This is a genomic window from Rhizobium sp. R693 (genome assembly GCF_002211315.1).
GTDB lineage: Bacteria > Pseudomonadota > Alphaproteobacteria > Rhizobiales > Rhizobiaceae > Rhizobium.
Genome location: NZ_LOKY01000012.1, coordinates 226,368 through 246,754, shown reverse-complemented (window position 1 = coordinate 246,754; position 20,387 = coordinate 226,368). Strand labels below are relative to the sequence as shown.

General features: G+C 61.2%; 22 protein-coding genes and 1 pseudogene. 8 read left to right on the top strand and 15 right to left on the bottom strand.

What is annotated here, in order from left to right:
• Positions 1–65: 65 nt before the first annotated feature.
• Positions 66–974, top strand: a complete 909-nt coding sequence (locus ATY79_RS13115; RefSeq protein WP_088704197.1) for an EamA family transporter — start codon at positions 66–68, stop codon at positions 972–974.
• Here the strand turns inward: ATY79_RS13115 and ATY79_RS13110 are convergent.
• Positions 922–2,175 carry an aminopeptidase gene (locus ATY79_RS13110; RefSeq protein WP_088704093.1) on the bottom strand — a complete coding sequence of 418 codons (1,254 nt, stop codon included), beginning with the start codon at positions 2,173–2,175 and terminating at the stop codon, positions 922–924. The genes ATY79_RS13115 and ATY79_RS13110 overlap by 53 nt on opposite strands.
• A gap of 118 nt (positions 2,176–2,293) precedes the next feature.
• Positions 2,294–3,010, bottom strand: coding sequence for a glutathione S-transferase family protein (locus ATY79_RS13105; RefSeq protein WP_088704092.1), 717 nt, complete (start codon positions 3,008–3,010; stop codon positions 2,294–2,296).
• A gap of 77 nt (positions 3,011–3,087) precedes the next feature.
• Between ATY79_RS13105 and ATY79_RS13100 the strand changes: the two genes are divergently transcribed.
• On the top strand, positions 3,088–3,537 hold the full coding sequence (locus ATY79_RS13100) for a MarR family winged helix-turn-helix transcriptional regulator (RefSeq protein WP_088704091.1): 450 nt from the start codon (positions 3,088–3,090) through the stop codon (positions 3,535–3,537).
• Between the two features lie 2 nt (positions 3,538–3,539).
• Here ATY79_RS13100 and ybaK read toward each other — a convergent pair whose 3' ends face one another.
• From ybaK to ATY79_RS13080, 4 genes are all read right to left on the bottom strand, one after another.
• Positions 3,540–4,013: a Cys-tRNA(Pro) deacylase gene (ybaK, locus tag ATY79_RS13095; protein WP_088691060.1), complete on the bottom strand. Its 474-nt coding sequence runs from the start codon at positions 4,011–4,013 to the stop codon at positions 3,540–3,542.
• Positions 4,014–4,016: 3 nt separating this feature from the next.
• The gene (locus ATY79_RS13090; RefSeq protein WP_088691061.1) at positions 4,017–4,367 is read right to left on the bottom strand and encodes an ArsC family reductase; all 351 of its coding nucleotides are present in this window, start codon (positions 4,365–4,367) and stop codon (positions 4,017–4,019) included.
• Entirely contained in the window at positions 4,368–5,423 is a 1,056-nt protein-coding gene (locus ATY79_RS13085; RefSeq protein ID WP_088704090.1) for a succinylglutamate desuccinylase/aspartoacylase family protein, read from the bottom strand.
• 203 nt (positions 5,424–5,626) lie between these two features.
• Complete coding sequence (locus ATY79_RS13080) at positions 5,627–5,977, bottom strand: 2'-5' RNA ligase family protein (RefSeq protein WP_245312375.1); 351 nt, start codon at positions 5,975–5,977, stop codon at positions 5,627–5,629.
• 328 nt (positions 5,978–6,305) lie between these two features.
• Here ATY79_RS13080 and ATY79_RS13075 point away from each other — a divergent pair, with 328 nt between their 5' ends.
• Positions 6,306–6,866 carry a methylated-DNA--[protein]-cysteine S-methyltransferase gene (locus ATY79_RS13075; RefSeq protein ID WP_088704089.1) on the top strand — a complete coding sequence of 187 codons (561 nt, stop codon included), beginning with the start codon at positions 6,306–6,308 and terminating at the stop codon, positions 6,864–6,866.
• A gap of 38 nt (positions 6,867–6,904) precedes the next feature.
• Here the strand turns inward: ATY79_RS13075 and ATY79_RS13070 are convergent, their stop codons facing one another.
• The gene (locus tag ATY79_RS13070; RefSeq protein ID WP_088704088.1) at positions 6,905–7,816 is read right to left on the bottom strand and encodes a LysR family transcriptional regulator; all 912 of its coding nucleotides are present in this window, start codon (positions 7,814–7,816) and stop codon (positions 6,905–6,907) included.
• A 117-nt stretch (positions 7,817–7,933) separates the two neighbouring features.
• Between ATY79_RS13070 and ATY79_RS13065 the strand changes: the two genes are divergently transcribed.
• The 3 genes and pseudogenes from ATY79_RS13065 (at position 7,934) to ATY79_RS13055 (ending at position 9,556) form a co-directional block, all read left to right on the top strand.
• The gene (locus ATY79_RS13065; protein WP_088704087.1) at positions 7,934–8,446 is read left to right on the top strand and encodes a polyketide cyclase; all 513 of its coding nucleotides are present in this window, start codon (positions 7,934–7,936) and stop codon (positions 8,444–8,446) included.
• A 301-nt stretch (positions 8,447–8,747) separates the two neighbouring features.
• A pseudogene (locus ATY79_RS13060) lies at positions 8,748–9,032 on the top strand (DUF1778 domain-containing protein); the annotation flags it as partial.
• Positions 9,029–9,556, top strand: a complete 528-nt coding sequence (locus tag ATY79_RS13055) for a GNAT family N-acetyltransferase (RefSeq protein ID WP_088704085.1) — start codon at positions 9,029–9,031, stop codon at positions 9,554–9,556. The pseudogene ATY79_RS13060 and the gene ATY79_RS13055, both read left to right, overlap by 4 nt.
• A 477-nt stretch (positions 9,557–10,033) precedes the next feature.
• Here the strand turns inward: ATY79_RS13055 and guaA are convergent, their stop codons facing one another.
• The 3 genes from guaA to ATY79_RS13040 all read right to left on the bottom strand — a co-directional run bounded on the left by guaA (position 10,034) and on the right by ATY79_RS13040 (position 12,774).
• The gene (gene guaA / locus ATY79_RS13050) at positions 10,034–11,596 is read right to left on the bottom strand and encodes a glutamine-hydrolyzing GMP synthase (protein WP_088704084.1); all 1,563 of its coding nucleotides are present in this window, start codon (positions 11,594–11,596) and stop codon (positions 10,034–10,036) included.
• 93 nt (positions 11,597–11,689) lie between these two features.
• Complete coding sequence (locus tag ATY79_RS13045; protein ID WP_088691068.1) at positions 11,690–12,328, bottom strand: 5'-methylthioadenosine/S-adenosylhomocysteine nucleosidase; 639 nt, start codon at positions 12,326–12,328, stop codon at positions 11,690–11,692.
• Entirely contained in the window at positions 12,325–12,774 is a 450-nt protein-coding gene (locus ATY79_RS13040) for a PaaI family thioesterase (protein WP_088691069.1), read from the bottom strand. Before ATY79_RS13040 ends, ATY79_RS13045 begins: the two co-directional genes overlap by 4 nt.
• 246 nt (positions 12,775–13,020) lie before the next feature.
• On the opposite strand from ATY79_RS13040, the gene ATY79_RS13035 reads away from it, so the two are divergent.
• Together ATY79_RS13035 and ATY79_RS13030 are read left to right on the top strand one after the other, a co-directional pair.
• Entirely contained in the window at positions 13,021–14,082 is a 1,062-nt protein-coding gene (locus ATY79_RS13035) for a GH25 family lysozyme (protein WP_088691070.1), read from the top strand.
• Between the two features lie 44 nt (positions 14,083–14,126).
• Positions 14,127–14,702 carry a dienelactone hydrolase family protein gene (locus ATY79_RS13030; protein WP_088704083.1) on the top strand — a complete coding sequence of 192 codons (576 nt, stop codon included), beginning with the start codon at positions 14,127–14,129 and terminating at the stop codon, positions 14,700–14,702.
• A 32-nt stretch (positions 14,703–14,734) separates the two neighbouring features.
• Here the strand turns inward: ATY79_RS13030 and ATY79_RS13025 are convergent, their stop codons facing one another.
• The 5 genes from ATY79_RS13025 to ATY79_RS13005 all read right to left on the bottom strand — a co-directional run bounded on the left by ATY79_RS13025 (position 14,735) and on the right by ATY79_RS13005 (position 20,301).
• Positions 14,735–15,187, bottom strand: coding sequence for a TspO/MBR family protein (locus ATY79_RS13025; RefSeq protein WP_088704082.1), 453 nt, complete (start codon positions 15,185–15,187; stop codon positions 14,735–14,737).
• A 61-nt stretch (positions 15,188–15,248) separates the two neighbouring features.
• Positions 15,249–16,337, bottom strand: coding sequence for a DUF1513 domain-containing protein (locus tag ATY79_RS13020; RefSeq protein WP_088704081.1), 1,089 nt, complete (start codon positions 16,335–16,337; stop codon positions 15,249–15,251).
• Between the two features lie 4 nt (positions 16,338–16,341).
• A complete protein-coding gene (locus ATY79_RS13015) occupies positions 16,342–17,436 on the bottom strand; it encodes an imelysin family protein (protein ID WP_088704080.1) in 1,095 nt (364 codons plus the stop codon).
• On the bottom strand, positions 17,436–18,974 hold the full coding sequence (locus ATY79_RS13010) for a di-heme oxidoredictase family protein (RefSeq protein ID WP_088704079.1): 1,539 nt from the start codon (positions 18,972–18,974) through the stop codon (positions 17,436–17,438). Before ATY79_RS13010 ends, ATY79_RS13015 begins: the two co-directional genes overlap by 1 nt.
• A 46-nt stretch (positions 18,975–19,020) precedes the next feature.
• Positions 19,021–20,301, bottom strand: a complete 1,281-nt coding sequence (locus tag ATY79_RS13005) for an imelysin family protein (protein ID WP_088704078.1) — start codon at positions 20,299–20,301, stop codon at positions 19,021–19,023.
• Positions 20,302–20,387: the final 86 nt, after the last annotated feature.

Genomic DNA, 20,387 nt, shown 5'->3' with positions numbered 1-20,387 from the left:
GGCATATCTTGACGTCAAGATAAATGGCGCTACACTGCATTTATCTTGATATAAAGATTCTTGAGATGAAGAAAACTGGAACGCCGCTTTCCGATGTGCTGATCACGGCGCTGGCGCCGACGATCTGGGGCAGCACCTATGTCGTCACTACCTCCTTGCTTCCGCACGGATATCCGCTGACGGTCGCCTTCCTGCGCGCTTTGCCGGCCGGGCTTCTGCTGCTTGCAATCGTCCGGCAACTGCCGCAGGGGATCTGGTGGCTACGCGCATTCCTGCTCGGCAGCCTCAACTTCTCGTTCTTCTGGGCAATGCTGTTCGTGTCGGCCTATCGCCTGCCGGGCGGTGTCGCCGCGACCATTGGGGCCATTCAACCGCTCATCGTCATCCTGCTATCGCGGATCTTCCTCGGCAGGCCGATCCACGCTATTGCGGTTGGGGCCGGCATGGTCGGGATGACAGGTGTGGCGCTTCTCGTGCTCACGCCCAATGCGGCGCTCGACCCGATCGGTGTTGTCGCCGGCATCGCCGGTGCGGTCTCGATGGCGTTCGGTACGGTACTGACGCGACGTTGGGTCCCGCCGGTATCGAACCTTGCCTTTACCGCGTGGCAGCTCACGGCCGGCGGCATCCTGCTCGCGCCCGTCGCCTTCTTCTTCGAACCCGCACTGCCGGTGCCGACCACAGCCAATGTGCTCGGCATGGCCTATCTTGGCCTGATCGGCGCTGCCATCACCTATCTGCTGTGGTTTCGGGGGCTCGCGCGGATCGAGCCGTCCGCCGCGGCCTCGTTGGGTTTCTTAAGCCCGGTGACGGCCACCCTTCTCGGTTGGTTGGCTCTCGGACAAAGCCTGACGTCCGCGCAGCTCTTCGGCTTTGCGATGGTGCTGGCAAGCGTCTGGCTCAGTCAGCGTAAGATGTCGGTCAGGCCCACTCGCCCTGACGCATCACCGCAACCCGCGACCCGTCCGGCTTGATGCCGTCGATATCGACCTGGCCCGAACCGATCATCCAGTCGATGTGGATCAGGCTCGAGTTGCCGCCCTGGGCCTTGATCTGCTCCTGCGTCAGGCTTGCGCCATTGACGAAGCATTTCGAATAGCATTGGCCGAGGGCGATGTGGCACGAGGCGTTCTCGTCGAACAACGTGTTGTAGAAGAGAATGCCGCTGGCCGAGATCGGCGAGGAATGCGGCACGAGCGCCACTTCGCCGAGACGCCGCGCCCCTTCGTCGGTGTCCAGCACCTTATTCAGAACTTCCTCGCCACGCGAGGCCTTTGCCTCGACGATCCGGCCGCCTTCGAAGCGAACCCGGATATTGTCGATCAGCGTGCCCTGATGAGACAATGGCTTGGTGCTCGAAACGTGGCCCTCGACCCGCAGCGCATGCGGCGTCGTGAAGACTTCCTCGGTTGGAATGTTCGGGTTGCAGGTAATGCCGTTCTTGGCGGTCGATGAGCCGCCGTGCCACTCGTGGCCGTCCGCAAGGCCGACCGTCAGATCGGTGCCGGGGCCGGTGAAATGCAGCGAGGCGAAGCGTTCGCCATTCAGCCAGCTCGAGCGCTTGGCAAGGTTGGCATTGTGCTCGACCCAGGCAGCGATCGGGTCTTCGACATCGACGCGTGATGCCGCAAAGATCGCCTTGGCGAGCTTGGCAACCGCGATGGCCTCAGGATCGTCAGGAAAGACCAGCGCCGCCCAGGACGGATTGGGGTAGGAGACGATGTTCCAGTTGATGTCGAAATTCGAGATCTTCTCCAATGCCGGCTTGTAGGCGGCAGAGTTCGCCCGGTTGGCACGGCCAACCTTGGCCGGATCCTGCTCCGAAAGCAGCATCGGATTGTCGCCTGCAACGGCGAGGCGGGCAGTGCCGCTCGCGTAGGCTTTGGCCATGCCGGCGTAGAGCCAGTCGGAAGCGCGATCGAAGCTCTGATCGTTGCCGTATCGGTAGCGCGCGAGCGTCGACTCCTCGTCGGAATAGAATGCCGTCACCAATCCGGCACCTGCCATATAGGCATGCTTGGTGATCAGGCGGACGAGAGGCAGGGCGACGACGGGGGCCGTGATTACGAGATCCTGGCCCGTCTGCAACTGAAGCCCGACCTTGACGGCCACTTCCGCCAATTTCTCAAGCTTTACGGGGTCCACGGAGGTTTGGCTTTGCGGCATGAAGTTCATGATCGGTCACTCCTTGAACGAAACGGATTGGCCGGTAGACTTAGACCCCTTTGCGGCGAAATTGAAGCTTGCTTGTCGGCCGATGGCAGCTCTTTGCCGCCATCGGCCTTCGCCGGGATCAGGCCGCCGAGGCGGACGGTTGCTGCAACAGCACCGCGTCGTGGCGCTTCAGGAAGGCCATCAGCCGGTCGGCATAGTCGGGTTCGACCGCGGCCTTCACGCTTGGTCTATCGGACAATGCTGTCCGCCAGGCCTGGACGCGGGGCAGGCCGGCAAAGATGCCGCTATCACCGATGGCGTCGAAGACGTCGAAGTAGCGAAAGATCGGCGCAAACACCGAATCAACCAGGCTGAAGTCCTCGCCCGCGAAGTAGGGGCCACCCTTCAATTCCGTTTCGATGGTCGCAAACTTTGATGCGAGCACCTGCCGCTTCGCCTCCAACTGCCCGCGATCCTGTGTCGTTTCGTAGACCCAGAGATCGGACAGGATTGAAGAACCGAACTCCATCCAGCCGCGATGGCGCGCGCGTGTGAGCGGGTCGGCCGGATGAAGGCGGCGACCGTCCTGCGTCTCTTCCAAATACTCACAGATCACGCTGCTTTCGAAGAGCACATCTAGATTACCGTTGCCGTCGCGAATGCAAAGCAGAGGCACTTTGCCGAGAGGCGAGATCTCCAGAAACCAGCGCGGTTTGTCGGCGAGATCGATATTCACGCGCTCGAACGGCACACCCTTCTCCGCAAGCGCGATCGCGGCGCGCTGCACGTAGGGGCAAAGATGATGGCTGACGAGCAGCAGAGCCGAACCGGATGCTTGAGAAGGCAAATGATCCATTGTGGCAATCTCCATTGTAGATGCAATTGCATGTAATAACTGTTGCGCCAGGATTCAAGATAGATGTAAATGCATGCATGAATGAAAAGACGAACAATGCGACGCCCTCCGATACCGTGGTCGATGCTTGGATCGGGCTGATGCGGGCTCAGCAGCGGCTACTCGGTCAGATCGAAGCCGATCTCAAATCGGCTGGACTGCCGCCGCTCGGCTGGTACGACGTGCTCTGGGAACTCGTGCGATCGCCGCAGGGCAGATTACGGCCCTTCGAGATCGAAGAGCGAACGCTGCTTGCCCAGTATAATCTTTCGCGACTGATCGACCGCCTCGAGAAGGCGGGGCTGGTGCAGCGACAGACCTTCGATCAGGACGGGCGTGGGCAGTGGGTGGTCGTCACCGAGGAGGGGCGGGCGCTGCAGAAGCGCATGTGGACGGTCTATGCCAAGGCCATGGAGGATAACTTTGGCGCCAAGCTGAGCGAGGCCGATGCCGCGACGCTGACCTCTTTGCTGGCACGCTTCAGCTGACTTCAGGCAATGAGGGGCGCCGCTGCAGCCTTCAGTGTCTTCAGCGCGTCCTTCGGGTCAAGCCGAACCTGCAGCCCGCGTTGCCCGCCGTTGATATAGACCTGCGCCTCGGCAAGCGCCCCCTCTTCGATTGCCGTTGGGACGAGCTTCTTTTGTCCGAACGGGCTGATGCCGCCGACGTGATAGCCGGTCAGGCGCTCGGCATCGGCAGGCTTCATCATGTTGGCCGACTTTCCGCCGAAGGCGCTTGCGAGCTTCTTCATGCTGACCTCGCGATCGGACGGCACGACAACACAGACGGGCTTGCCGTCGACCTCCGCCATCAGCGTCTTCAACACGCGATGAGGCTCCTCGCCAAGCGCTTCCGCAGCTTGCAGGCCGACGCGCTCCGCATTCGGGTCGTAGTCGTAGGTATGGACCGTGAAGGCAATCCCGGCCTTGCTCAGAACCTGTGTGGCGCGCGTGGTTTTGGACATGGATCAGGCCTTGAAGAAGCTGCCGTAGGTCTCAGGCTTGAAGCCGATGAGCAACTTGCCGTCTGCCTCGACAACCGGCCGCTTGATCATCGATGGCTGCTCCAGCATCAACGCGATCGCCTTGCCCTCGTCGAGATTTTCGCGCTCGGCCTCAGGCAGCTTGCGAAAGGTCGTGCCGGCCCGGTTGAGCACCGTTTCCCACCCGGCTTCCTTCGTCCAGGCCCGCAGGTGCGCGCGATCGATCCCGACAGCCTTGTAGTCATGGAACCGGTAGGCGACGTCATGTTCTTCCAGCCAGCTGCGGGCCTTCTTCATGGTATCGCAGTTCTTGATGCCGTAGATGGTGACGGTCACTTAGTTCTCCAGCGTTCCGGGTTTGCGCGTCGCCTTGCTGGCGGTCTTGCAAGCAATCTTCATCATGTCGGCGCCGCGGCGAACGAGCCGCTGAGAGCTGCGCATCACGATCAGGCCAGCCTGCGGCGCGCGAATCTCGATGCAGCCGTCAGCCATGCCGGGGCGGGTGATCAACGTGGCAAGCACATCGCCTTCGCCAACCCATTCGCCGATGTTGCGATGGAAGAGAACCGTGCCGGCCTCCGGCGCACGGACCATCTCGATATTGTCGAGCGGCACGGCGGGACCATCGAAGGCGGGCAGCGAGATGGCGGCGTCGATTGCGCCGCGGCTCGCCAGGAATTTCCACAATCCGTCGGCATCCTTTTTCGCCATCTCAGGATAGACATCACGGCGGCCGCGAAGCTCGACGGTTACGGACAGCTTACCAGGCAGGCGCGATTGCTTCTCCGGCGTCTCGTATTTCCAGGCAAAGCCGACGGCCTCCTCGAAGGCGGAACTCTCGCCATCGGACAGAAGTACGGCCCCCATTGCCATCGCTGATGCGAGATCGGCCGCCTCCGGCCAGAATGCCTCGTCGATATAGGCATATTCGAGCGATTCATCATCGCAATGCAGATCGATCACAAGATCGCAGCCGAGCGCCATATGCAGCAGCTGGCGCTTCAGTTTGTCGACGGCCGAAAGGCGCTCGAGGTCCTCAAGCAGCCCGTCGCGATCCTTCACCGAGATCAGCGGAAATTCCCGGTTGAAATTGGTGCGCGATCCAAGATCGAAACGGCCCTGAAGCTCGCCAAAATGAGACTGTGCGGCTCCGATCGGATTGGCATGCGGGACGACGATGATGTCGCTCTTGATCTGGCTGGCACTTTCCGACTGCCGCAGTTTCTCGCACAGGAAATGGACCAATGCCGTACCCGGCAGCTCGTTGGCGTGCAGGGCCGCCTGAATGTAGACTTTCGGTGCCTTCGGGTCGCTGCCCTTGAAACGAAGAACCGGCAATCGCCACTCGATGCCCGCAGTATCGCCCGCAATAATGATCTCGGACGTATTCATGTCGTTCTCCGCTTTCACGCCTTGTCGGAGAGCTTTAAGCGAGTTCGATAGGCTGAGGCAAGGTGTTATCCGCGCCCATGAAGCGGCCAGCGCCCGAGTTCTTGGTAGCTAGCTTGACCCCGGCGATTATGCAGCAGAACGAATTCGCGCGCAGCCATCACGACCGGCTTCTGCAGGGCTATCCGCGGCACCACGTCCTTGTCCTAGAGCGGCGTGGCGTGAGGTTGAAAGTTCGGGTTCAGATTGGCGTTTTCGCCCAATCGCTGCATCTCGATCGCGATCTGCACATGCAGCTGCCGCAACAGCTCCCGCCCGCCATTGCCGGCAAGCACGATCGCGTTGTTCTGCGGCAGCAGGAAGGTGATGACATGATCGAAGGCCAACTCGAATTGACAGGCTTCGATGGCCGCTCCGGTCCGGCGTGCCGCCGCGATCATGGTCTCGGGAATGCGGGCGCTCTTGCCGACACAATAGAGCGAGACGTGGACGACCGCCGGCGGCCGTAGCGATGCGAGGGGAAGGTAATCCTGCTGCAGCCATTGCTGGATCGCCACGCATTCGTCGAGCGATTGTGCGTCTGGCAATATTGCAAAGAAAAGGCTTTCCCTGTCGAAGCGCGATGGCTATTGGCGCGTCTTCGGCGAAGCGAAATCGAAAGATGCCTGCGAGCTCTCGTGCATGATCGGCTCCTGGGCAACGGCCCGTTCCTCATTCGTCACGGAGGACCTGGATCGTAACATTTGATCTTGAAACGACAAGAACAAAAAGAGAACATAACTTCGAGTGATCGATACGACAAAGCTTGCCCTGCGCAAGAAACGGGTTGAATTCAGGCTGTCGCGGCACGATCTTCGGAGTGACCCAGCAGGGAGGCGATGACCCATGCAACAGGCAATGCACTATCTGATTTTCAAAACGGCCGGCGGCTTCTGCGGCATAGCCTGGAATGATGTCGGCATCACGCGGTTTCAGCTGCCGACGTCGAGTGCAGAGGCAACCGAACGGCTGCTTCTGCGCCGCATTCCGGGTGCTGAGCCCGCGACGCCGCCGTCTTCCGTCGCCGAGGCTGTCGTGGCCGTGAAGCGCTATTTCAGCGGAGAGCCCACGGATTTCTCAACCGTGAAGGTCGATCTTGCTGGTCAAGATGCGTTCTTCAAGCAAGTCTATGACGCCGCACGCCAGATCGGCTGGGGTAAAACGACCACCTATGGTGCTCTTGCAAAGCAGCTTGGCGCAGGTCCCGAGGCCGCCCGCGACGTCGGTCAGGCGATGGCGAAAAATCCCGTTGCGCTGATCATCCCCTGCCATCGTGTTCTGGCGGCCGGAAACAAGATCGGGGGCTTCTCCGCTCCAGGCGGATCATCGTCCAAGCAGAGGATGCTTGAACTCGAAGGTGTGAGCCTGGCACCGCCGAAGCCCACCCAGCAGTCGCTCGATTTCTGATCGAAATTGCCGGACGGTCTTGATCTCAAACAGGGCCGTCATTCGCTCCCCAGAGCACCGCAGGCCTCAAAGAGGATCGATCGCACCCAGCGGTGACCCGGATCACGATGCGTGCGCTCGTGCCACACGGCGAGCTTGGTAAAGCCGGGGATATCGACTGGAGGTTCAAACGTAACGAGGCCGTCGCCGTCCGACACCAGCCGGCGGGGAACGACGGCGATCAGATCGGTCCTACGCAGCACGTCGGTGAGCGCCATGAAGCTGTTGACCGAAAGCACGACTCTGCGCTCTCTTCCGACCTTCGTCAGAGCGTCGTCGGTCACGCCCCAGAATTGCTGACCACTGTAAGAGACGAGCGCATGATCGAGTTCGCAGAAGCGATCGAGTGTTAGAGGAGTGCTCCGCCCATCGGGATGACCGGCGCGCAGCGCGCAAACGTAGCGCTCGTCGAACAAACCCCGGGCATGAAGGTCAGGTGGCGCCTCCTCTGGCGTAATCAACGCCAGATCAATATCCCCGCTTTCGAATTGAGCTTGGATGCGAGCGTGGTCGGCTGAACGTATGGCAACGCGAATGCCAGACGCCCTCAGCCGCAACTGCGCCAGAAACGGGGCTACGACAGCGACGAGCGCGTAGTCACTGGCCGCGACCGCCACAGTAAAATCCGCCATCGACGGCTCAAAGACGGAGGGTTGGAACAGCCTTTCGACATCGGCGAGAACCTGTTTGAGTGGTCCCGTGAGTTGCGTTGCCCGCAACGTCGGTACGATGCCACGCTGCGTACGCACGAACAGGGGATCTTCAAAGCTCTTGCGGAGCCGCGTCAGCATGCCGCTCACGGCCGGCTGCGTGAGGCCAAGCCGCTGCGCAGCCTTGGTCACGCTGCGCTCGTCGAGCAGCGCATCGAGGGTCCTTAGTAAGTTCAGATCTAGCGTTCTGATATCTTTCATTCTTATGGCTGTGATCAGAAATATCGATTTGCCTTATGTCTGCACAGCGGCGATCTAAACGCAAGAACCAATGTGCAAGGTCGCCTGCAGCGGCACACCATAAGCAAAGGATATACGATGAATGAGATCATCTGGCCCGAGGGTTACATGCCCGGCTTCAGTGACAATTTCGCGTCCAATGAAGTTATAGTAGCGGGATTGAGCGCGGCCGAGGTGTGGCCGTTCCTGAGCAACGCTCCTCTATGGCCGACCTACTATGCCAACTCGGCTAACATCCGCTTCCATGGGGGCAACGGCCCTGAGCTGGCAAACGGTGTCCGCTTTTATTTCGAGACTTTTGGCTTCCCTGTGGAAGCGGAGGTGGTCGAGTATGAGCCGCCCGTTGCCGGTCGGCCCGGGCGAGTCGCCTGGCACGGTTGGGCAGGCGAAGGCGATACGCGCCTTGACGTGCATCACGCCTGGCTGATTGAGGATCTGTGCGGCGGCCGCGTGCGCATCCTCACCCAGGAAACCCAGAACGGAAAACCGGCTGAAGAACTCGCGAAAACCAAGCCAAATCCGATGATCAACGGCCACCAGGATTGGCTCGAGGGTCTGGTAGATGCCGCCCGCCAGAAGGTCCGGAAATAGGACGCGCGAACCGCGCAGTACTGCAATAAGGATTGGCGTCGATGTCGCCGTGGAGGCCCGCTATTCGTGCCGTCTCGGCAGCCGCCCATCGACGATCTCTGGCGATATGCCGAGGCCCCTGGTGAGGGAAAAGCCTTCCCCCTCCGGCCGAGCCACTGTCTCGGCCGACCCCTTCTGCGGAGAGACCCCGCAGCGCCCCCTTTGGAGATGTCGGGCTGGTCCCGTACATCATCAAGGTGCACGAACTTGAAAATCCGAGCGGGATGGCGTACATCTTGAATGTGTACTATTTGCGAGGAAGACGGAGATGCCCCAAGCTGCCGTAGATGACAACAAGCGCATGAATCTGCGGGTATCGCCGGAAACGAAGGCCAAGCTCGTGCGCGCCGCTGCGCTGCGCAACACCGACTTGACCAACTTCGTTACGCAGACCGCCTTGCGTGAAGCCGAAGCTGTGATCGAGGCGGCCGAGGTCGTTCGCCTGACCGCGCGCGATCATGCGCGCGTGCTGGAACTGCTGGAAAATCCGCCCAAGCCCAACGCGAAGCTACGGGCGGCGATAGCGGCGTTGCCTGACACTCTATGACGCTGCCCGCCTGGAGAGAGGAAGCCATCGCGAAATCGCATGATCGCCAGTCCTTCGACTGCGGCGATCTGGCGATGAACGACTTTTTCCGACGCTACGCGCGTCAAAGCCACGAACAGAACGCCTCAAAGACCTTCTGCGCGATCGACGCCTCTACGCCCAACCGTGTGCTGGGATTCTACACCGTCGCCCCATCCTCCGTGGCACATGCAGGCGTGCCGGCGTCGATGACGAAGGGGCTAGCCCAGCACGAAGTTCCTGGGTTCAAGCTGGCTCGGATCGCAACTGATATCTCTGTCGCGGGCCATGCTTTGGGCGGCCTGCTCCTCGCGGCCGCGGCGCTTCGCTGCCTGCGGATCGCGTCCGAAGCCGGCGGCGTTCTGCTGATTATCGACGCAAAGGGCGAGCGCGCGGCCCAATGGTATGTCAGCTATGGCGCCGAGCCGCTCGAGAACCAGCCGCTTACGCTTGTCATGCCGCTCGCCACCTTCGCCGCCGATCTCAGGGGTAAGGGTCTTCTCTGACGGTCGTTCAGGCCTGTAGCCTTGGACGTCCGGTTTCAGCTTGCTTCTTCAGCGTTTGAAAATGCGACTGACCGTTCTTCATCCAGAATCGAAGCCACTTATCTTGCAGTTTGCAGGTGATTTTGATGCCCATCCGACGGGATGCCGATAAGGCGCGGTTCGTCGCGGTCCAGCGCCTGCAAGAGCAGACCGGCGTACGGCAACGACAAGCCTCGCAGACCTACCACCCGGCGGGCTGCGACAATGGCCGGGCTTGCCGGGCGCTCAGCCTGGTGGCCGAGGACGTCACCGAGGGCTGGTTTCTACGCTTCGACCGGGATCCACCGCTGCGGCCCTGTGCGACTGACGCTGATACTTCAATCCGAGAGCTATCGGCGTGCCAGAATCCTGCGGCTCAGGTGGCGGGCGTCGATGTCGCAACCCCCAGGTTTGGCCAAGGCATATGTTTGCACGACGACGGACCAATCAGGCCCAAAATCATTCCCACTCGATCGTGCCGGGCGGCTTCGAGGTGACGTCGTAGACGACCCGGTTGATGCCGCGCACCTCGTTGATGATGCGGGTCGCGGCGCGGCCGAGGAATTCCATGTCGTAGTGGTAGAAATCGGCGGTCATGCCGTCGACCGAGGTCACGGCGCGGAGCGCACAGACGAATTCGTAGGTGCGGCCGTCGCCCATGACGCCGACAGTCTGGACCGGCAGCAGCACGGCAAATGCCTGCCAGATCGCGTCGTAGAGGCCGGCCTTGCGGATTTCGTCGAGATAGATGGCGTCGGCTTCGCGCAGAATCTCCAGCTTTTCGCGGGTGATGCCACCCGGGCAGCGGATCGCGAGACCCGGGCCGGGGAAGGGGTGGCGACCGATGAATGAGTCAGGCAGTCCGAGTTCCTTGCCGAGCACGCGCACTTCGTCCTTGAAGAGCTCGCGCAGCGGCTCGACGAGCTGCATGTTCATGCGTTCCGGCAGACCACCGACATTGTGGTGCGACTTGATCGTCACCGACGGGCCGCCGGTAAAGGAAACGCTTTCGATCACATCGGGATAGAGCGTGCCCTGGCCGAGGAAGTCGGCGCCGCCGAGCTTCTTCGCCTCTTCCTCGAAGGTCTCGATGAACAGCCGACCGATGATCTTGCGCTTCGTCTCGGGATCGGAAACACCTTCGAGCTCGCCGATGAACTTGTCGGAAGCGTCGACGTGGATCAGATGCAGGTTATAGTGTTCGCGGAACATGGCGACGACGCTGGCCGCCTCGTCCTTGCGCATCAGGCCATGATCGACGAGCACGCAGGTTAGCTTGTCGCCGATGGCCTCGTGGATCAGCAGCGCCGCAACGGAGCTATCGACGCCACCCGAGAGGGCACAGAGGACACGCTTGTCGCCGACCTGCTCGCGGATCGCTTCGACCGCCTTCTGGCGGTAGGCCGACATCGACCAGTCGCCCTTGATACCGGCGATGTTGTGAATGAAGTTGGCGATCAGCTTGGCACCATCAGGCGTATGCACGACTTCAGGATGGAACTGCACGCCGTAATATTTGCGCTTCTCATCGGCGATGAAGGCATAAGGCGCGTTCGGCGAAGTCGCGACGACCTTGAAGCCTTCAGGCAGTGCCGTGACGCGGTCGCCGTGACTCATCCAGACTTGGTGGCGCGAGCCCTTCGACCACAGGCCTTCGAACAGTTCGCTATCTTCATCGACTTCGAGGAAGGCGCGGCCGAATTCGCGGTGGTGGCCGCTCTCGACCTTGCCGCCGAGCTGCATGCACATCGTCTGCTGGCCGTAGCAGATGCCGAAGACGGGCAGGCCGCTGTCGAAGATGATCTGGGGTGCGCGGGGCGATCCTTCATCGACCGTCGAGGCCGGGCTGCCGGACAGGATCACTGCCTTCGGTTGCAGGCGCTTGAAGCCTTCTTCGGCGGACTGGAAAGGAACGATCTCGCAGTAGACACCCGTTTCGCGCACGCGGCGTGCGATCAGCTGGGTTACCTGGCTGCCGAAATCGACGATGAGTACGCTGTCTGGATGTGCTGTCTGGGTCATGGCGAGCCTTTAATGAAAAGCACCCGGTCTTGCAATGTACGAAATCCTCCGCTGGAGGATTTTATTGTGCTGATTGTCCCTGTTTGGCAGGGGTTAGAACCAGAATACGCCGTCCTCCAGCGCCGTAAACAGGCTGTCGACGGCATAAGACAGCTTGCGGTCGATGACGTGCAGGTATTCCGTCCAACCGGAAATGTGCTGCAGTTCCTCCGCGCCGTCGGAGATCCCTCGCAGGCCGATCAGCGGCAGCTTGTAGGCCTGGCAGGTGCGCAAGATTGCGAAGGTCTCCATATCGACCATGTCGGCGGCGATACCGTTATAGGCCTGCCCGGACACGACATTGCCGCCGGTGGAAAGGCTCGCCTCCGGAATGCCGGGGATTCTGAGCGGCAGATCGACGATGGCGGGCAGCTCAAGGAACGGCGTGCGTCCCTTCTCGAAACCCAGTGGCGATGCATCCATATCGCGATAGGATACCGACGTGGCCTGATAGACTTCGGTCTGTTCGAGCTTTGCCGAGCCGGCCGAGCCGAGCGACACGACGAGATCAGGCAACTCGCCGGCCTGCTCCAATCGCGCCAGCGCGCGGGTGAGAACGATGGCCGCCTCGACCGGACCGACGCCGGTCATCAGCGGCTCGAAGCGAGAGCGCAGGAACGGGCCGTACTCGGCCTCTGCCGCCATTACGAAGAGAATGGACTTGCCGGCGACCGACTTCAGCTCAAACCTCATCCCGAAATGCCCTCTCTGCCACGGATGATCATCATGGTGCTTGTCATGGAAGCAATCAGTTTCGCCGGTCCGTCGCCGATCGCGTAGCCGCGCCCGTCCGCGACGATGATGTTCGATCCTGGCTTGGTGATCTCGCCTCGAAAGAGGAAGCGGTCGCCACGGCCCGGCGACAGCAGATTGACCTTGAATTCGATCGTCAGAATGGATGCCTCGGCATCGATGACGCTATAGGCGGCAAAACCGCAGGCAGAATCGAGGGCGGCGGAAATCACGCCAGCATGCAGAATTCCGTGCTGCTGGGTGAGCTTGACGTCGAACGGCAGTTCGATCTCGACCATCGCCCGCTCGACGCGGGTCAATTCGGCCCCCAGGGTATGCAGCGCCGCCTGGCGGGCAAAATTCTGGCGGATTCGCTCGTGGAAATCGCCGCTGTCGTTGTCAGTCATCGTCGCGCCTTTCTTGCGAGCGCGAAAGTGGCATGGTGCGCCGCGTCAGACAAGCGGTTCGCGGAAATCAGTTGAAAGAGCGCTCTCGCGTTGTCGCTACTGGCTGTCGTTTGCCGGCCTGTGCCAGCGCCGGGCGTAAAGATTGGATTCAGTCTTTTTTGGTAAATCTCCGTTAGCCATTGCTTTTCGATGGGTCCCCGGCGGCAGCGAATCTGTCGTCGATAGTTGTTTTGCGTGCGGGTTCTTATGCGTCTATCGGCTACGCCAGCTTTCTTCCTTGCTTGCCTCGCGTTGTCGGGCTGCACGTCCGGTTTGGGACCGGACAGCCTCGTTGCAGGAGTGCCATCGCGGGAGACGACCAGCTCGGTAGCGCGCCCAAGCGCGCCCGTGCCGGCAACGGCTGTGCCGTCGGCTGATGTCGCGGAGACGCCAGCGCCAGCCGCGCCGCGATCGGAGGAATTGGCCTGGGCCGGCCCGGTGCCTCAGCCGCAGGCCATCACGCCGCAGCCCGGAGTGGCCGCTGCGCCGATGCCTTTGGAAAGGCCGGCTGCTTCAGTGACGCCGGCGGTATTGGCGCCAGCAGAACCTGAAATTGACGAGGAGCCGCCGACCCGTTCGCGGATCTACAATCATCGCTTCCGCGACGTCAAACCGATCAATTTCGGCTCCTCGTCGCCCAGAAAGCTCGCCGTGCACGGCGTCGATGTTTCGCGCTGGCAGGGCGACATCGACTGGCAGAAACTCAGAACGCAGGGTGCGAACTTCGTCTACATCAAGGCGACCGACGGCGGCGATCACCTCGATCCAATGTTCCGGAAGAACTGGCGGGACGCCAAGCAGGCCGGGATAAAGCGCGGCGCCTATCACTTTTTCTATTGGTGCCGCACGGCGGGCGAACAGGCGGACTGGTTCATCCGCAACGTTCCCCGGGAAGCCGGGGCCTTGCCACCGGTCATCGACGTCGAATGGAACGGCGAGTCCAGCTGCAAGCGGCGGGTCTCGCCCGAGAAGGTTCGCGAGAAGATGCAGGTCTTCATGGACAAGCTTGAGCAGCACTATGGTCAGCGACCGATCATTTACACGGCGCCTGATTTCTACCGTGACAATCTGAAGGGCGCGTTCCTGAACTATCCTTTCTGGCTGCGTTCGGTTGCGGCGCATCCGTCGAAGGTTTATCCCGGACGCCGGTGGGTATTCTGGCAGTATTCGGGCTCCGGCATCTCGCATGGCGTCGATGGACGGATCGACCTGAATGTCTTCCACGGCAGCGAAGACGACTGGCACGACTGGGTTGCCAGATCAAACTGAGACGCTGCCGGTCCTGCCCGCAAGAGACAATCGGGAGGTTCGCCATGGCAGAAGTTGTGCTGTTTCACCACGCGCTTGGATTGACGCAAGGCGTTATCGCGCTTGCAGAAGACCTGCGGGCCGCAGGGCACGTTGTCCATGCGCCTGACTTGTTTGCCGGCCGGGTGTTCGACACTTTGGACCAGGGCGTGCAGCATGCTCAGGAGATTGGGTTCGGCGAGATTATCCAACGCGGAGCCCGCGCCGTGGATGGGCTTGCAAGTGAGCTCGTTTATGTCGGTCTTTCCCTGGGAGTCCTCCCGGCACAGTATTTGGCTCAGACACGCGCCGGCGCGCGGGGGGCGGTCTTTCTTCATGCTTGCCTGCCGCGTTCGGAGTTTGGCTCGGCCTGGCCGGAGGACCTGCCTGCCCAGATCCATGCAATGGACGCTGACCCGTTCTTCGTTGGAGACGGTGATATCGAGGCGGCGAAGGCGCTGCTTGCCGAGTCGGCTGACGTCCGGCTCTTCCTCTATCCCGGCGATGCGCACCTCTTTTCCGACCGGTCGCTCGCGGCTTTTGATCCAGCCGCGGCAGCCGTTCTTGAACGGCGATTGCTCGACTTTCTCGCCAATAGATAGCGGTTCGACCCGTCGCGGTATTAGGCTGCCCCTCAGTTCAAATAGACGATCGAGGCATTGAGCAAGGTCGCGAAGCCGACCCAGGCTGCATAAGGCACGAAAAGCAGTGCGGCGGTGCGATCCGAATTCCAGCGGTTTGCAGCAAAGGCGAGGATCAGTGCCAGCAACAGGACGATGACGACCAGCGAGGCCGACAACATCCGCAAGCCGAAGAAGAACGGTGACCATAAAAAATTGAAGACCATCTGCCAGGCCCAGATGAGCATGCCGACCGAGAGGTGCCCACGCAACCACGTTCGCGCGCCCGCGATACCAATCAAAACGTAGAGGGCGAGCCAGACAGGTCCGAATATCCAATCAGGCGGATTGAACGGCGGCTTGGCGAGAGATTGGTACCATTCCGTCGGCAGATTGTTGACGCCGATGGCGAGCCCCCCGCCCAGCGTGACGGCGATGAAGACGACGTAGGTCAGGGCTTTGCTCATCCGCTGGAGATAGGGCGGCGGCCCCCTCCAACCAGATCGCTAGCGATCTTTTGCGCACAATTCAGATGGCCGCAATGCGGACGATATGCTGGTCCCAGGCAACGTCGCTCCGCGTCGACAAAAATTCGCCTTCATAGGACGACACGGCAAAGCCGGACTTGGCTGCAGCAATCCCCGCAGCGTCAGGCACGATCTCTTCGCGGAGCACTCGGCCGGTCCTCGCGTCGATCGTCACGGAGGCTCCGCCCTTGGGCGAGGTGACGCCGACCAATCCTTCGGCTCGCTTGATCGCGATCGCGCCGACATAGTTGGCAAGCCGACGTGTCGTCTCTTCCGGCAGATCGACGAAGCGCAGGTCTTCTCCTTTCGCAAAGGAGCCGACGAGCGGCGGCAGATCGTTGCGGTGCCCCTCATATTGGCAGGCAAACCAGATGCGGCCGCTCGCATCGACATCGACATGTCGGGTGGAGAGTTGCGCCCACTGCGATGGCAGGGAGTGCTTTTCGATTAGACTTCCCGTGGCCGCATCGATCAGTGTCAGCGACGGCTGCATGCTGGATAGATTGAGTTTGGTGCGGCCGAAATCCGGATGCGTTTCAATGCCGCCATTGGCAACGATCAGCATGCGTCCGTCGTCGGATACCGTCATGTCATGCGGACCCACACCATAGGTCTCGAATTCGCCGATGCGCTCAAAACGGCTCGTCGCGTCGTAAAGGCCGATCACGCCGCGATTGGCGTCGAAGGCGTTCTCGCTGGCATAGAGGAGGCGGCCGTCCGGCGAAAAGGCGCCATGGCCATAGAAGTGGCGTCCCTCGGCGGCGGCAATGGTGATGGGCTCGTTCTTGCCGCGAGGGTCGAAGATCATTGCATAGGTGCCGGGGCGACGAGCAAATGCGACCGTTCTTCCGGTCTTTTGACTGAAGGCCATGCCATGCGCTCGTGCCGGAAGCGCGACTTGGTCGATGATTTCGCCGCGCTCCGAGACCGTGGCAATGGCATAGGTTCCGTTTGCCGTTCGCATACCAGATGCATAGACAGCATCCGCCCGCTCCAATGCCATAAGCGCTCGCGGCTGAAGCGTGGCCAGGAAGGTCAGCCCGGCGGCCTTCACGAAACTGCGCCGGTCGATCGCCGAACTATTCCACATGGCTTCAATCGCCGTCCGAGAAGGAGAAGCCGGCCGACAGGCCGATCGCCGAGCCGTAGTCATCGCTGATCTTGGTGATCAGCTCACGCGTGCTGACAAGAAGTGCATCGAGTTTTTCTTTCTCGGCGGCGCTTGTCGCGGCTTCGATATCCGGGTTGAGCCTCGGCACCGTTTCCAGCAGCGACTTGAAGCTGGCATCGATCGCGTCGGCGACCGGTTTCTTGTCGGCAGGCAGAAGTTCAGCCATGCCGGCTTTTTGCCAGAGTGTCCGCAATCCCTCCAGGTTCGCCGCCATCGACTTCCAGGTGTTCTTCGAGCGCCAGTAGATCGCCATGTGCGGACGCGGCGTGGTGTCCTTGCCCTTGTAGAACTGCTCGAGCCGCTGATCGCGGACGGTCTCCGCGCCGTGGACGAGGATCCCAAGCAACGCGGTCACCGCCTCCTTGTTGTCCATAAAGTCGGCGCTCTGCGGGCCGGGGTGTTTCCAGCTTGCCTGCACGCCGTCAGGCTTTTCCCAAGCCGCGACGACCTCGCCGGCCTCGCGCTGGATATTGCCCGCGACCGCCGCGCCATAGAGGCACCGGAAGCTGTTCTTCTGCGTGGTCAGATTTTCGGCGCCGGTGCCATAGAGCACGTATTCAAGCGCGGTTAGTCCCTGCAGCGCCACGCTCTTTCCGGCAATCGCGTCGACCGTCGTGTCCTTGGGATCGGCCTTGGCGATCAAGGCCTGAACCTGCTTCAGACCGACACCCTTGCGATCGGGATAAAACAGGATGTGCTCGAAAAGATTGTCCTGGATAACCGGCCCAGTCTGAACGATTTCGATGACCGACCAATAGCGGACCGTGTCATCGAAAGCCGACCTCGCCTTGTCGAGCTTCTGCTGGGTCGCGTCGTCGCAGAGGTCCTTCATCGCCGTCGTCAGGCGCGCGGCCGATTGCTGGGCATTGCGATAGCCGGGGCGTATCACCTCATCGACTGCCCGCTGCATCACCACTGATACCGCCTCCTCGTTCAAGCCGGCTTGCGGTGCAGGGGTCTGTGCGGCAGCGGAGGTGGCAAGGGCAAGGGAAAGAAGAAGAGGTTGCCAAAGGCGCATCAAAGGGACTCCAGGAATGTAATCAGTGCCTGCCGGTCATCCTTCGGCAGGGATGCGAAAGCGTCACGCGCCTTTTGGGCCTCGCCGCCATGCCAGAGAATCGCTTCGGTGAGATTTCTGGCGCGGCCGTCGTGGAGGAAAAAGCTGTGCCCGCTGACAGTCTGGGTCAGACCTATACCCCATAGCGGCGGCGTGCGCCATTCACCTCCGTTCGCGCTGCCGACTTGTTGTCCATCCGCAAGACCCTCGCCCATGTCGTGCAGCAGGAAGTCGGAATAGGGCCAGATCAGCTGGAAGGATTGGGCCTTGTCGGCGCTGTCGCGGCGCGTGACGAACTTCGGCACGTGGCAGGAAATGCAGCCGCTTTCATAGAAGATCTTCTTCCCCTGCAGGGTTTCCGGGAAACTTGCCTTTCGCCGGGCAGGGACTGCGAGGTTGGCGGAATAGAAGGTAACGAGGTCGAGGATCGGCCCGGGCGCCTCCTCCTTGCCAAGCCGTTTCTGCACGCCCGTCGGCATCTCCCGGCACGTGGATTCGGCCTTTGTGCAATCGCCATAGGGGTCGGGTCGGTCCGGCGTCGAAATACCGATATCGCTGGAGAAGGCATCCGCGCTCTGGTCGCGCACGCTTGCATTCTGCGCCTTCCAGCCGAAGCGACCGAGGGCAATCTTGCCGGTGCGGTGGTCGCGCACTATCGCCGCCTTGCCGTGGATGCCGTCCCCGTTCGTATCTTCCGGATCGGCGTGAGCCAGGATGTCCGCCTCGGGAATGGCCTCGATCAGGCCGAGCCCGATCATCGCGGGCGCAACACGCGGCGAGATCGTTGTTTCCGGGTCGAGCGGCCCATAGCCGAGGTCGGTCACCTCGTATGTCGGGCGGCGCAGCGAGACCGTCTCGCCGTCGCCAAGCGCCACAGGCTTCTCGATGTAGCGGATCGCCATCTTGCCTTCGGAGGGAAGGCCCGGAACCGCAAGATCCTGCAACTGGTGGCCATAGACCGGGTCTGGGAAGTTGATGATCTCAGCGTTGGCGATCGCATGCTTCTCGTCAGGCGTTGTCGCCCGGCGCGCGAGGCGCAGGAACATCGAGGTGGCGCTGATGCCGCCTTCCGGCGGCATCCCGCGACCGTCGTTCAAGTGGCAGCTCATGCAGGAACGGGCATTGAAGAGCGGCCCCAGGCCATCCGAGGCCTGTGTCGAGGACGGAGCGGAGACCCAAAGCTTCTTGAAGAGCGCATTTCCGAGCCGGAACGGCTGCTCTTCCTCAAACGGGATCGTCGCCGAGATATGCGAAAAGGAGTCTTCGGTGACCGGATCGATGGACGTCGCACCACCGGCCTGCATCGCTTCGTATTGCTCGGCCTTGGAAAAATCGGTGGTCGGTCGCGTCACATCGGCGACGCGTCTCATATCCGCGTCGGAAAGGTCGGTTCGCTGTGTCGGAAGATCGAAACCGGAGGCCAGAGCGACAGAAAATCCGGCAATCGCGGCGCAGAATGCTGCGCTACTGAGAAGACGACGAACCGGTCTGGGAGGCATGCTGGATTCGGGCCGCTCCGTTGAACGAAGCGGCCCGCCTTTTCACTTATTGGAAGACCGCGCTAGGATTATCCAAGCTGTCGGAACCTTCAAGCTTCACCGTGCCGAGATCGAGTGCGGCAATAACACGCTGTACGGTCTTGGTCTGGTCGATGAGGCCATCGATGGCAGCCTGAACGACGGCGTTGCCCTTCTTGTTGCCTTCGCCGATCATCTGGTCGTACTTCTCGACGTTCTGACCGCGCTTCGCCATGACTTGCATCGCGTCGAGCGTCTTCTTCAGCTTCGCCTGCATTTCCTTGTCGAGCTTCTTGTCCTTGGCTGCGACGAGATCATGCAGCGACGGACCCGTCATCTTCGTGCCGTCGACGCGGGTGTAATCGCCGGTATAAGCGGCAGCGATGCCGATCGCGTCGTTGAGGTGCGAGTTGTAGGTGTTGTCGGAGAAGCAATCATGCTCTTCTTCCGGATCGTGCAGCAGCAGGCCGAGCTTCATGCGTTCGCCGGCCAGTTCGCCGTAGGAGAGCGAGCCCATGCCGGTCAGGATGGCAACGAGACCGGCCTTCGAATCGGCTTGGACGTGCTTGGTGGCTTCGCCGTCCGGAGCCCAGTTGTTGGTCATTTCCTGAAGGTCGGACACCAGCAGCGTCGAAGCGGACTTCAGATACTCCGAACGGCGATCGCAATTGCCGTGCGTGCAATTCTTGAGATCATAGTCGGTGGCGGGACGATTGCCGGCACCGGGACCGGTACCGTTCAGATCCTGGCCCCAGAGCAGGAATTCGATGGCATGGTAGCCCGTCGCGACGTTGGCTTCGACACCGCCGGCTTCGGCCAGCGTACCGGACAGGAATTCGGGCGTCAGCTTGGATGCGTCAACATCCTTGCCGTCGATCTTGATCGTCTTGTTGGCGATGACATTGGCGACGTAGAGCGAGTTTTCGTCGCTCTCGGTGCCGTAGGACGGATCGACGTAATCGATCAGGCCTTCGTCGAGCGGCCAGGCGTTGACCTTGCCTTCCCAGTCGTCGACGATCTGGTTGCCGAAGCGGTAAACTTCCGTCTGCTGGTAAGGCACGCGTGCCTTGATCCAGGCAGCGCGAGCAGCTTTCAGCGTTTCATCGGTCGGGTTCTTGAGCAGGGCGTCGATGGCTGCGTCGAGGGCCTTTGCCGTCGTCAGCGAGTCTTCGTACTTGGCATGCGCAACGTCGGTGTAATGCTTGACGACTGCAGCAGCGTCCGGTGTCGCGTAGGCGGGAATGGCGAGCAGAGCGGCTGGGGCCACCGCCAGCGCCACGGCTGCGCAGAAATTCTTGTTGAGTTTCATGATCCTCTCCTGTGCGGAACTCCGTCTGAGGTCCGGCGAAAATCTCTTCGCGCAAAAGTAAACTGGTGTCAAACGCTCTAGTTTGG

Coding starts and splice junctions, on each gene's coding strand:
- ATY79_RS13055 (WP_088704085.1), top strand. CDS start 9,029: ATGACGCTGCCCGCCTGGAGAGAGGAAGCCATCGCGAAATCGCATGAT.
- guaA (WP_088704084.1), bottom strand. CDS start 11,596: ATGACCCAGACAGCACATCCAGACAGCGTACTCATCGTCGATTTCGGC.
- ATY79_RS13075 (WP_088704089.1), top strand. CDS start 6,306: ATGCAACAGGCAATGCACTATCTGATTTTCAAAACGGCCGGCGGCTTC.
- ATY79_RS13040 (WP_088691069.1), bottom strand. CDS start 12,774: ATGACTGACAACGACAGCGGCGATTTCCACGAGCGAATCCGCCAGAAT.
- ATY79_RS13115 (WP_088704197.1), top strand. CDS start 66: ATGAAGAAAACTGGAACGCCGCTTTCCGATGTGCTGATCACGGCGCTG.
- ATY79_RS13085 (WP_088704090.1), bottom strand. CDS start 5,423: ATGAATACGTCCGAGATCATTATTGCGGGCGATACTGCGGGCATCGAG.
- ATY79_RS13045 (WP_088691068.1), bottom strand. CDS start 12,328: ATGAGGTTTGAGCTGAAGTCGGTCGCCGGCAAGTCCATTCTCTTCGTA.
- ATY79_RS13015 (WP_088704080.1), bottom strand. CDS start 17,436: ATGCGCCTTTGGCAACCTCTTCTTCTTTCCCTTGCCCTTGCCACCTCC.
- ATY79_RS13025 (WP_088704082.1), bottom strand. CDS start 15,187: ATGAGCAAAGCCCTGACCTACGTCGTCTTCATCGCCGTCACGCTGGGC.
- ATY79_RS13100 (WP_088704091.1), top strand. CDS start 3,088: ATGAATGAAAAGACGAACAATGCGACGCCCTCCGATACCGTGGTCGAT.
- ybaK (WP_088691060.1), bottom strand. CDS start 4,013: ATGTCCAAAACCACGCGCGCCACACAGGTTCTGAGCAAGGCCGGGATT.
- ATY79_RS13020 (WP_088704081.1), bottom strand. CDS start 16,337: ATGTGGAATAGTTCGGCGATCGACCGGCGCAGTTTCGTGAAGGCCGCC.
- ATY79_RS13110 (WP_088704093.1), bottom strand. CDS start 2,175: ATGAACTTCATGCCGCAAAGCCAAACCTCCGTGGACCCCGTAAAGCTT.
- ATY79_RS13010 (WP_088704079.1), bottom strand. CDS start 18,974: ATGCCTCCCAGACCGGTTCGTCGTCTTCTCAGTAGCGCAGCATTCTGC.
- ATY79_RS13105 (WP_088704092.1), bottom strand. CDS start 3,010: ATGGATCATTTGCCTTCTCAAGCATCCGGTTCGGCTCTGCTGCTCGTC.
- ATY79_RS13035 (WP_088691070.1), top strand. CDS start 13,021: ATGCGTCTATCGGCTACGCCAGCTTTCTTCCTTGCTTGCCTCGCGTTG.
- ATY79_RS13030 (WP_088704083.1), top strand. CDS start 14,127: ATGGCAGAAGTTGTGCTGTTTCACCACGCGCTTGGATTGACGCAAGGC.
- ATY79_RS13005 (WP_088704078.1), bottom strand. CDS start 20,301: ATGAAACTCAACAAGAATTTCTGCGCAGCCGTGGCGCTGGCGGTGGCC.
- ATY79_RS13065 (WP_088704087.1), top strand. CDS start 7,934: ATGAATGAGATCATCTGGCCCGAGGGTTACATGCCCGGCTTCAGTGAC.
- ATY79_RS13070 (WP_088704088.1), bottom strand. CDS start 7,816: ATGAAAGATATCAGAACGCTAGATCTGAACTTACTAAGGACCCTCGAT.